Origin of the sequence: Lentzea jiangxiensis, from assembly GCF_900104175.1 — a bacterium.
Classification (GTDB): domain Bacteria; phylum Actinomycetota; class Actinomycetes; order Mycobacteriales; family Pseudonocardiaceae; genus Lentzea; species Lentzea jiangxiensis.
Window position 1 is genome coordinate 1 of sequence record NZ_FNIX01000046.1, and the last position, 11,280, is coordinate 11,280.

At 63.5% G+C, this 11,280-nt stretch carries 10 protein-coding genes and 1 pseudogene; 10 read left to right on the plus strand and 1 reads right to left on the minus strand.

All coding sequences use genetic code 11. The features are described from left to right. From BLQ91_RS39715 to BLQ91_RS43960, 4 genes are all read left to right on the plus strand, one after another. Positions 1 to 948, plus strand: a 948-nt coding sequence (locus BLQ91_RS39715; protein WP_143023113.1) for a cytochrome P450, incomplete at its 5' end; no start/stop codon positions are given. Positions 949 to 1,059: 111 nt separating this feature from the next. Then, positions 1,060 to 1,689 (plus strand): IclR family transcriptional regulator, encoded by a 630-nt coding sequence (locus BLQ91_RS39720; protein ID WP_176960216.1) that lies wholly within the window; start codon positions 1,060 to 1,062, stop codon positions 1,687 to 1,689. Positions 1,690 to 1,890: 201 nt separating this feature from the next. Beyond that, entirely contained in the window at positions 1,891 to 3,675 is a 1,785-nt protein-coding gene (locus tag BLQ91_RS39725) for a 1-deoxy-D-xylulose-5-phosphate synthase (protein ID WP_090105749.1), read from the plus strand. A 106-nt stretch (positions 3,676 to 3,781) separates the two neighbouring features. Continuing rightward, positions 3,782 to 4,189: a hypothetical protein gene (locus BLQ91_RS43960; RefSeq protein ID WP_143023114.1), complete on the plus strand. Its 408-nt coding sequence runs from the start codon at positions 3,782 to 3,784 to the stop codon at positions 4,187 to 4,189. Between the two features lie 259 nt (positions 4,190 to 4,448). Here BLQ91_RS43960 and BLQ91_RS41955 read toward each other — a convergent pair whose 3' ends face one another. Continuing rightward, positions 4,449 to 4,586, minus strand: a complete 138-nt coding sequence (locus BLQ91_RS41955; protein WP_176960217.1) for a hypothetical protein — start codon at positions 4,584 to 4,586, stop codon at positions 4,449 to 4,451. 444 nt (positions 4,587 to 5,030) lie between these two features. Here BLQ91_RS41955 and BLQ91_RS40905 point away from each other — a divergent pair, with 444 nt between their 5' ends. From BLQ91_RS40905 to BLQ91_RS39760, 6 genes and pseudogenes are all read left to right on the plus strand, one after another. Further along, positions 5,031 to 5,849, plus strand: coding sequence for a hypothetical protein (locus BLQ91_RS40905; RefSeq protein ID WP_143023115.1), 819 nt, complete (start codon positions 5,031 to 5,033; stop codon positions 5,847 to 5,849). A 400-nt stretch (positions 5,850 to 6,249) separates the two neighbouring features. Next, positions 6,250 to 7,099, plus strand: a pseudogene (locus tag BLQ91_RS39740) (IS701 family transposase); the annotation flags it as partial. A 778-nt stretch (positions 7,100 to 7,877) separates the two neighbouring features. Beyond that, positions 7,878 to 8,612, plus strand: coding sequence for a phosphopantothenoylcysteine decarboxylase domain-containing protein (locus BLQ91_RS39745; protein WP_090105754.1), 735 nt, complete (start codon positions 7,878 to 7,880; stop codon positions 8,610 to 8,612). Positions 8,613 to 8,637: 25 nt separating this feature from the next. Further along, positions 8,638 to 9,162, plus strand: a complete 525-nt coding sequence (locus BLQ91_RS39750) for a flavoprotein (RefSeq protein WP_281199949.1) — start codon at positions 8,638 to 8,640, stop codon at positions 9,160 to 9,162. Positions 9,163 to 9,491: 329 nt separating this feature from the next. Further along, the gene (locus BLQ91_RS39755) at positions 9,492 to 10,304 is read left to right on the plus strand and encodes a transglutaminase domain-containing protein (protein WP_176960218.1); all 813 of its coding nucleotides are present in this window, start codon (positions 9,492 to 9,494) and stop codon (positions 10,302 to 10,304) included. Between the two features lie 682 nt (positions 10,305 to 10,986). Further along, positions 10,987 to 11,280: helix-turn-helix domain-containing protein (locus BLQ91_RS39760; protein ID WP_245734334.1), on the plus strand; the 294-nt coding region annotated here is incomplete at its 3' end.

Sequence of the window (11,280 nt, forward strand, 5' to 3'; positions counted from 1 at the left end):
AGCGAGAAGGCTTTCGACCTGGCGAAGTCCCTCGCCGTTCGCACCTCCGGGCGGATCCGGCGCACCGGCGATGCCGACCTGGTCTCCGTCTTCTGCGCCGGGCTGTCGATTCAGGTGATGGCACGGGTACTCGGTCTGCCCGCCGAGGACACGGACCTGTTGCGCCCGTGGGCCAGCGCCGGGATGGCGTACGTGTCCGACCACCGGCAGGATCCCGCGACGCTCCGAAGAGGACTCGACGCGAGGGACGACCTCTACGCCTACCTCGCGCCGCAGATCAGCCGGCGGCGCACGGACCCCGGTGACGACCTGTTGTCGGTGCTCTGCACCACGCCCGTCGACGGCCGGCTGCTGACCGACGACGAGGTCAGCGGGTCGTGCGCCCTGCTGCTCGCCGCTGGTGCCGACACCGCGGGGAAGGGCCTCGCGCTCTTCCTCTCCAACCTGGTCGATCATCCGGACGTCCTCGCCGAGCTCCACGCGGACCCGAGCCTGATCGACGCGGCCTGGGCGGAGTCGCTGCGCCGGGATCCGCCCACCCACATGGTGCTCCGGCAGACCACCGAAGCCGTCGACCTCCCCAGCGGCCGCGTTCCGGCGGGCGCCACCGTGGCGTGCATCCTCGCGTCGGCCAACCGGGATCCCCGCCAGTTCGCGGAACCCGACAGGTTCGACATCCACCGGCTGACGAACGTCGACCGTGAGTTCGCCGCGTCGGCCGGCCACGTGGCTTTCGGTGCGGGGCGGCACTTCTGTCTCGGTGCTCACCTCGCCAGGCTGCTCGGGCGCACCGTGCCGGTGCTGCTGGCCGAGCTGCCGGGACTGCGCTGGAGCGACGGCTTCACCCCCGTCTCGACCGGGCTGATCAGCCGCGCGCCCAAGGAGCTGCGCGTGACGGCGGACGTCCGGGAGACCGTCATGTATCGGCATCGAGGTCGCGAAGCTTGAGGGCCAGAACCATTGTGACACTGCCGGAAAGTTGCTGAGGCGCAGCACAGTAGAAGGACGTGTCTTGTCCCTAGGTTCATGAAGGCGAAGAACCGAAAAGGAGAGTCCGCGATGTTCGAACAGCTGCACACCGAGCGGGGAGCGCGGGCTGCGGCCACGAAGGTCCTGGCTGTGCTCGAAGCGTTCGGTGCGTACGACGGTGTGGTGTCGCTGGTGGAGTTGGTGCGGCAGATCGGCCTGCCGAGGTCGACGACCCATCGCATGGTGGGGTTTCTGCGGTCCGCGGGTTTGGTCGACATGGTGGACGGACGTTTCTTCCTGACCTCGCGGGTGGCCGAGTTGTCGGCGGCTGTGCCGACTGAAGTCCCTTGCGGCATGCGGGAGGTTCTGCTCCCGGTGCTGACAGATTTGTACGAGGCCACGCATGAGGCGGTCCACCTCACGGTGCGGTGCGGTGACGTGGCTCGGGTGGCCGAGCGGGTGCACGGCCGCAGGTCCGCTGGGCTCGTGAGCCAGTTCAGCGGTGCGCTTCCGTTGCACTGCACGGCGGCAGGCAAGATCCTGCTAGCGGGTTCCGAGGCTTCTCGGTCCGGTTCACTTCGGCTGGAGGCCCACACGCCGGTGACGATCACGTCGGGCCGGCGACTGGCCGAGGAGCTCGCGAACGTGCGCAGGTACTGCGTCGCCTTCGACCGCGGTGAGTGGTCCTCGGCCATCACAGGGGTCGCGACACCGGTGTAGAGACCGGGCGGGCGGTTGGTAGGGGCTATTTCCGTGGTGGGGCTGATCGGCCGGTTGCTGCCGGATGCTATCGCCCCACGGGTGCACAGGGCCGCGGAGTTCGCTTCTGGTGAGTTGCACACGGTCCGGTTCGTGCCGAAGCAGAGCCTGGTGAGCTGATCAGCGCAGTCCCCTCGACTCCCCAGAGCAGGTGAAGATCGAATGAGTACGACGTTTCCCGACCTCGCAAGTCTCAAGGCGTTACCGCTGGAGGAGCTGCCCCGGCTCGCCGAGCGGATCCGGTCGTTCCTGGTGGACCAAGTGTGCCGCACAGGTGGGCACCTCGGGCCCAACCTGGGTGTGGTGGAGCTGACCGTCGCGCTGCACCGGGTGTTCGACTCGCCGAAGGATCGCATTCTTTTCGACACCGGTCATCAGGCTTACGTCCACAAGGTCCTCACCGGGCGGTCTCCACACTTCACAACGCTGCGCCAGGACGGCGGCCTGGCGGGCTACCCGCAGAAGTCCGAGTCGGTGCACGATCACGTAGAGAACTCGCACGCCTCGACCGCACTGTCCTATGCGGACGGTCTAGCGAAGGCCAACCGGCTGACCGGATCGGCTGACCGGCACGTGATCGCGGTGATCGGCGACGGCGCCATGACCGGTGGTCTCGCCTGGGAGGCGCTGAACAACCTCGGCACGAGCCAAGAACCGGTCGTGGTGGTCCTCAACGACAACGGCCGGTCCTACGACCCGACGGTAGGGGGTCTCGCGCGTTATCTATCGCGGTTGCGTGCAGGGCATCGTGACCGGAATAACGTCTTCCAACAGCTGGGGCTGAGCTACCTGGGGCCTGTCGACGGCCACGACTTCGCAGCACTGGAGAGGGTTTTGCAGCAGGCGGCCGCACTGCGCAGGCCCACGGTCGTGCACTGCGTCACCGAAAAGGGCCGGGGCTACCGGCATGCGGAGAACGACGAGGTGGACCGCATGCACGGCATCGGTGTGCTGGATCCGATCTCCGGACGGGCAAAGCCGTCTTCAGCACGCAGCTGGACCGCCTTGTTCGGGGACGAGATGGCCGAGATCGGTGGTGAGCGCGAGGACGTCGTCTGTGTGACCGCCGCGATGCTTCGTCCTGTCGGTCTCGGCGCGTTTGCGGAACAGTTCCCGGATCGTGTGTTCGACGTCGGCATCGCCGAGCAGCACGCCGTCAGCTCCGCCGCAGGCCTCGCTATGGGTGGCGCACATCCCGTCGTCTGCCTCTACGCGACATTTCTGAACAGAGCGCTCGACCAAGCGCTCATGGACGTGGCCCTGCACCGGTTGCCGGTCACCTTCGTGCTGGACCGAGCGGGCATCACAGGACCGGACGGCCCGAGTCACCACGGTGTGTGGGATCTCGCGCTGCTCGGCACGGTGCCCGGCCTGCGCGTCGCCGCACCCCGTGACGCCGTGCGGCTGGCCGAGCACTTGCGCGAGGCAGTGGCCATCACCGATGGCCCTGCGGCTGTGCGTTTCCCGAAGGCGGTCGCCGGTCCTCCGATCCCCGCCGTGCACCGCATGGACGGGTTGGACGTCCTGCACCGCAGCGCTCACCGGCCGCTGGACGTTCTGATCGTCGCGGTCGGCGTGACCGCCGAGGCCGCGCTGCAGGCCGCTCGGTTGATCGAGCAACAGGGACGTGGCGCGACCGTCGTCGACCCCCGCTGGGCGTTGCCGATCAACCCGGCGCTCGAGCACCTGGCGGCCCGACACCGGCTGGTGGTCACCGTGGAGGACGGAGTGAGGACAGGAGGTGTTGGTGCGGCACTAGCCCAGGCGTGTGCTGACGCGCAGGTCCGAACGCCGGTGCTGAACATCGGTGTACCGCAGGAATTCATGCCCCACGGTGATCGTGACGCCATCCTCGTCCGCTGCGGACTGGACGGCGCGTCGATCGCCCGCACCGCCCTCGGCGCACTTCCCGCCTGCGACCCGACCTCTGCAGGAGCTGCACTGTAATCATGGTCCAGCACGACCAGACGCGCGCGAGCTGCGCCGGGCCGGCATGTGACCTGGTCAGGCTGCTCATGCCGTGCACGACCTCTTTGGACAGCCGGTTGCCCGCGTGATCGAAGGTGTCCCGGCGGATCCGGAATACTTGTGCCGCACCGGGAAACTCTACTCCGTCGGCGGAAGCGACCCAGATGGCGCGGCGCGCGATCCTGCCTTTGCTCCGGTCCTCCTCCACATGGTGTTCGGTGCCGGGTGCGGCGAGTGGGAGAACCGCAGTGATCTGGCTGAGCAGGGTGGGCTGGTTGCCTTTGACCGTCAGGGTGTAGTCCCCGCCACGCTCGCAGACGATGTGGGCCGCGGTGGCGTGCTGGGCATGCGCGGCGTCCCCGGTGACGACTACACCGACCAGATCGACATCCGCCAGCAGGTCGTTGACCTGGGTGATCTAGTTCGTGCTCGCCGGGATCCGCCGCTGCGCGATCACGATCGCCTCCTCATGCAGCAGCGGAGAACTGCTTGATCTCACTACCCTCGGCACCGCTGGGAGCGATGGTGTTGTGCACGACGTTGCCGTCCATGGCCACCCGCCACCAGCCCCGACTCCGCAGTGTCGACAGAGCCGGCCTGAGAGGCGATCACCACCGCACCTGCCTGCTTCCGCATCCCCTGACACACCCTCGCGTCAGCGGCGTCAGCATCGATGTCGTAGGCGAGCCGCCGCATCGTCGGCTCGCTGAACACCACATACCTGCCGGTCGACGGATGCACGCGGCACCCGGTCACAGCCAGCACTCGACCGGCAGATCCGCGCCCCGATCAGCGATCTCCTGGAAATTGCGGGCACCAGCCAGCACTGCGAACATCATCACCGACAGCACCGCGCCGAACACCCCGTGGATCACGCGGATCAGGCACACCGGCAAGCGGGTCGACCAGCAACCCCACCCCCGACAAGCCCGCCTCTCGCAACGGATCAGGCTGCTCGGCAACGGCCAGCACGGGCGAACGCGAGACATGCGACACCGACAATGGTGGCCCTCATCCTGATGACGATCGTGGCATATGAACCTTGATCATCCCAGGCCGAAGGCTATCACTCATGTCCGGAACCGCACACCACACACGTACATACCGGACTTCACGCCAAGATCACAAAATTTGACGTTCCACTTGAGTGCCGATGCTGCGCAGAGTGCGGGCGAGGCTTAACTGAAGACGATCCGGTAAGCCTTGCGTTGCGGGCGGTACCGCCGTGAGTGATGTTGTCAGTCGTTTGACCTATTGAGGCAGGACCGAACCTTGGGTAGCGTCTAAACAATCACGGCGTTGCCAGTCTCACCGCAAGGGGAACAGTGCAGAAAGTGTCGGTTGAATTGCTCTCGCGGATCGACAAGTTCAAGTCGCGGTACCCTTCCTGTTTTGAAGAGGGGGTGTCCATCGCTGGGCGGGTGCTCGGTGCTTACAGTGCAAAGAAATCGACCATTGCGGGCGAGATTTTTGGACTAATGTTCGTCTGTGGGCAGCCGGAATTCAGGGTTGACTACTTGCTTTTCGAGCAGAGTTTGAAACTCGAACAAGTTAATTCATGGTGCCTCGATCGGTTGGGCGCACTTCGTGAGCTCGGTTGCAACGAACGTCTGCTGACCAGCGCATATTTGAACTTCTGGAACCGCTCGGAGGGTAGGGTATACGGGGATGTCCTGAACGGATCACGCAACGCCGAAGCTGCCAACTGGGTCAGGCTCCTCACCGGTTTCTCGAATCCATTTTACTCTCTCTGTCTGGCGATCATCAATCCGAGCCCGGTGGAACTGGTGTATGCCGGCACCGCAAGTAGTATGCGAATCTTCATTGATGACCTAAATGACGTCGTTTCCATCGAGAAGGATCGGCGCCGCAATGTCCTCAACGTCTTCAGTTTCACGCCCAGTCCGGCGGCTCGAATACTGTCGAAGGTTGCGGACATTCTTGAGCTGATGGGCGTCTTCGGTGAAAGTGTCGTGGAGAAGCTGTCAACTTTCATGATCGACTACATCCAGTGGCACCTGGAGAGCTCGCGGTATTCGGAGATGAGTTTTGAAACGCGGCGATCGCGTGAGAGTTGGATACAGCTCATTGGTATGCACAAGGAATATGTCGGAATCGGCGCACATGTGCCGATCTTGGCCTCGCCCGAATAGATATTACGCCCAAGGTGATCCAGGTCTGCTTCGACCTCGGTAAGCCGCCATGTGTTGGTCTTGGCAACAGTCGTTCAGCGCGGAGGGACGGCGGCAAGGGCGAACCTGCGGCTAAGTCGGTTCAGGATCAACCTGTTCAGGAAGACGGAAAAGCTGGGAACCCAGCGGCCGACGTGTCTCACGTTCAGGCGGTGAAGCTCCGCGTGATCACGGCGGAGGAGCGCAATGGCGTAGAGCGGTATGTGGAGAGACGCAGAGGAACTGCTCATCAGGTGGCTGATTTCTCGCAGGCCGGCTGTGTCGAGAAAACGAATGGGAGAACTCATCGTGACAGCTTCCCAGCGAACGTTCTCATTGGCGACGGCGCGCCGTCGCCTGCCCGTTGTCGGACACCTGCCGCTCCTCATCCGCGATCGACTGGCGGCTGTTCCTGCCGGAATCGTAGGACCACGAGAAAGCCGCCGACGAGCAGGCAGCCGCGGAGATCCGGGCGCGCCGAGCCCGCAGCCAGGTCCCGGACGAGGCGCGGCATCGGGAGAAGTGGCGCCTCGCGCTGGACATGCTCGACGAGGTCACCGACGCGTGGAGCCTGCCGCAGCGTCCAGTGGTCGCCGACGCCGGCTATGGCGATGCCACCGAGTTCCGGCTCGGCCTGACCGAACGCGGCCTGACCTACGTGCTGGCCGTCAGCCCCGCTGCGACCGCCCACCCCGCCGACGCGGTACCGGTGACCCCGCCATGGGCAGGCAACGGCCGCCCGCCGGGGCCGCGTTACCAGGACAAACCCGTGGATCTGAAGACTCTGGTCATGAACGCGGGCCGATCGGCCGGCAAGTTCGTGGTCTGGCGGCACGGAACCAAGAAGTCACCAGGCAACCCGACCGCGAGCATGCGATCACGGTTCCTCGCGCTGCGGGTCCGGCCAGACAACCGCAACATCGCGCGAGCCGCGGACGGGAGCCTGCCCGAGTGCTGGCTGCTGGCCGAGTGGCCGCCCGGTGCCACCGAGCCCACCGACTACTGGCTCTCGACCCTGCCCGCCGACATCCGGCTGCGGGACCTGGTGCGGCTGGCCAAGATCCGCTGGCGCATCGAGCACGACTACCGCGAACTCAAAGACGGACTCGGCCTGGACCACTTCGAAGGCCGCTCCTGGCTCGGCTGGCACCGCCACGTCACCCTCGCCGCCCCTCGCCCAAGCCATCTGCACCCAGCTCCGCCACACCCCACAAGCCCCTGCGCAGGCCTGACCCTCTACGCGGTCCTGCGCGAACTCCAGGCCTTACTCGCGGTCTGGACAGGCGTCTGCCACACCTGCCGACAACCCGTCCAGACCCCAACACCCACAACAACACCCCAGGCCAGCAACCCCTAACAAAGCACTACTAGACGGGTGGTATGCGTGGGCGGTTCACGTGCCACTGTCCTATTTCGCCGCGGACAGTCGTCTGGTGAAGATGGACGAGACCGCCTGCGGTGCACCGCCGGATTTCACCGAGGACCTGCTGCCCGGCTGACGTGCGGATGCACCCCTCGGACCAGTCACTCACGCGACTGTTTTGCACGAAGTCAGGCAGGTGGCGCTGGTTCGGCATGTTCAGCCGGGCGTAGAAGTTACGTCAGGTGGTGTTCCGAGGGCTTGGCGGTGATGTGCAGCTGACCCGCGCTCTCCCGGCTCGTGAGCCCTTTGCCGACCAGCACGGCGATGGCGTACTCGCGGTCGCGCAACGAAAGCAGATCGGGTCCTCGTGCGGTGGGCGCTGAACTTCTTCGGACGGAGTGTCCAAGCATGCGGTAAGTGCCGGCGCGCTGAGGACTCGTAGCCGATCGGACGCGACTGCGACCACCTGACCGAATCTTCCGCACTCGCCACGGGCAGGGCATCGGCGCGAGAACGCTCCAGCAAGGCCCGGCGCAGCGGGCACGTCTTCGTCGCCCAGGCCGAGGGAGCACCTCGTGGCACCGGGGAGTACCTGAAGATGGCCGCCGACGTGCTGGACAGCCCCATGACGGTAGACGCATGAAGCCATGAAGATACTTCAGCAGATACGTAAGAGCGACTTCGGTAGAGCGGCGAAAACACAAGGTGGTGCACCGGAAATGACCGGAGGAAAGAATCCGCAGATTATCGTAACCGCAGGTGGAACACGGGAGAAGATAGACGATGTCCGCTACCTGGGAAATTTCTCCAGTGGGCGATTGGGGTGCGCCCTGGCACAGTCCGCCGCACGTCTTGGATACAACGTTTTGCTGCTAGCGCCCGCATCGACGGTAGAACGATTCGGCTCGCCACCCGATGTCGATTACCGGCCCTTCACGTCGGCTGAGAGCTTGAAGCGTAAGATTTTGTCGCTTGACAGCGCCACGTTTATCTTTCACTCGGCAGCCGTTGCGGACTATGCACCTGCACGTGTCGAGGGCAAGATCTCGTCAGACCCGAACGAACTCACGTTGAAGTTATACCGCACCCCAAAGATCCTTCAGATGCTCAGGCCACACTTCGGTGACCGCACGGTGATCGCGGGATTCAAGCTCCTGAGCAACGTCACCGAGGAACAATTGATCGACGTGGCTCGACGGCAACTGCGGTCAAGCGGTACCGACTTCTGCGTTGCCAATGATCTGCGAGAAATTGGTGACGGAGTACGGCGAGTGCACATCGTCGACTCCAGTGAAAAGTACTCCACACTGAAGGGATCTACACCCGAAGTGGCCGACGCCATCGCCTCTCAAATTCTTTCCCGAGGAGTTCGCGATTTCTGACAACAATAAATCTGTCCGCCTGCTACTGGGGGTTACCGGCTCCATAGCCGCGTACCGCGTACCGGACATCGCGGGCAGACTGCGACGGGAGAACTTCTCCATCAAAACCATCCTAAGCCACTCCGCTCAGAAATTCGTCACCATGGCGAGTGTTGCCGCGATGTCAAGAGGGGAGGTATATACGAACCGTGACGAGATCATGAAGGTCTGGCGCCCGGGGCACATTGAGCTAGCGGACTGGGCCGAGGTCGCTGTGGTCGTGCCAGCTACCGCCGCTGTCATCGGGAAACTCGCGAACGGAATCGCAGAGGGACTTCTATGCGAAACATTTCTTGCGTTCAGACCGGAAGTCAGAAAGGTCATCGCTCCCGCGATGAACGGGCACATGCTGCACCAACCATCCGTGCAACGAAATATTGACTCACTCAAAGAAGACGGATATGTGGTCATTTCGACCCGAGAGGGAGAGCTGGCGTGCGGCTATGCTGGCGACGGCAAGCTGGCCGCTGTCCACGACGTAGTAAATCAAGTAAAGAAATTGCGGCAGTGACTGCCGTCGCCTGACGAGCAGAATCTCAGACTCCTCTCCGATCAGCGGACACTACACCTCGCAGCTTGAGTGAGCACCGATTCAAACTGTCGTTGCGCGCCATCTGATTTAGCGAAGAGCCACCAGCTTTCGAAAACAGGAGCGTCAAAATGCAGGAATCTTTGCGTCATGTCGATGGTACGAGTCAGATGTCTATGAGAATCAGCACCCGAAGCGCAGACCGGAACTCAGCAGAAACGAACATCCTTCACGATTCCCGAACTACGCAAATAAGCCCCAAAGGAGGAAGCCCGCTCGCACAACCAAAAATTCCAGAAGAGCATTCGCCGGTGAGCGTTGAATCCCTCCGCGGCACAAATTTCTGCGACTCGGAATCGGGGCTCATCCAGCACTGGGCAAAATCTCTCACGATGGGCTTGGAGTGTAATACACAAAAAGCTATTCGACTATTTAATTTTGTTCAGGACGGAATCAAGTACTCGATTCTGCACGACTGGTCCGAGACTGCATCGCAAACGCTGGAGCGCGGGCGGGGCAGCTGCTCAAACAAGGCGACCTTGCTGGCTGCACTACTGCGCGCAGTCGGCATTCCCTCAGGATTCGGCGTGCTCACGGTGGATGGCAAGCGCTACTTCGGGCCCATGTGGATCCCGCAGCTGCAGAAGTACTGCGACGTGGATTCGCGCCACTTCTACAACTATGTCCATCTAAAGGGGCGATGGCTGCGCTGCGACTCGTCCGACGACTACCGGGTCTCCCTGGGCAGCGGTCATTTCAACCAGCCCTGTGAACGAGTCCATTTCGATGGCACCCAGCACGCCGACCTGCACCTTGCGCCAGAACATGTGCTGGAGCGATCGGGGCTCCTGTTCGACATCGACAGGTTCATGCTGAAGAGCACGAAGAAGCCTCACGCTGATTTCCAGACCATGGACCGCTACTTTGATTTCATGCGCGAGGCGCGGGCGTGCATCCCGGATGACGGATCCGATCATCGGGCCAACATGCCGGAACTGATTTCCCGGCTTGAGGAAGGTTTTCAGCGGTGGACGTCTGACCGGGAGAAGAAGACAGTCTCGGTGCGCGGTGTGTCCCAGCTCCGGAGTACCGTCCAACTTGAGAACAACGGCGAGCTAACCTAGCAACAGTACGCGGAAAGCTCAGCCGAGTAGTAGCGGCAGGCCTGACACAAACACGACTACTGCCGCTCGAGCGGTTGGACGACTCGAGCGGCAGACGGAACAATAGCCCCACTGCTGACCATGCACGGCTTGTGAGGTGGTCTGTGATCATCGGTGCCTGCGCCACCGGGTGCGCCTTGTATCTGGAACGTCGCGCACATCGTGAGCGCTGCGTGGAGATGCGCGGCGGTCAACGGCTGGCGACAGGGCGGGTTACTGAGGTGATCTCACCAACGGAGATTCTGCGCTGAAGACCTGACGTCTTCGCGGGAACGCTTGGCCACACGCGACGGCGAGCTGTGGCGACTTGGGGGAAAAAGGACGGTAAGCTCCTGGTAAGACTGGATTTGCGAAGATCAAGTCCGAACCAGAAACTCCCCGTGATCACCTATCGTGCCACACTCGACGTGCCCGCGAACTGGCCCAGTACCTCGGCCGGCTGCTCCACGCCGACCGCCGCGAACGCGGCACCCGCACTGGCTCCAGGGCGCTGACCTGCTACTGGCAAGGAGCTGGAGATCGGCTCAGTCCAGGCACATGAGCTGATCGCGGTGGTTCGCCGTGAAGTCGCGGCCAAGGTGCGTGCCACGGTCGCCTGAAGGTTGTCCCGTAACGTCGTCTCGGCGTGATCGATGATTTTGGTGTGGAGCAGGTGATCAGTGCGGATCGGCCGGAGTGGGTGCCGGTGTTCACGGGCTTGTCGGTGCGGGTGTTCCGCACGCTCGTGCGGGTCGTGGCTCGTCGGGGTGGTGAGCAGACTGGCTGCGGCCGGCGGTGGGGTGTGCCGCTGGCGGATCGGGTGTTGCTGGTGGCGGTGTGCTACCGGACGGATCTGACGTTGCGGCAGGTCGCGCTGCTGTTCGGGATCTCGAAGTCCGCGGCGGGCCGGGTGGTGGAGCACCTGGCGCCGCTGCTTGCGCTCGCGCCGGTGACCCGC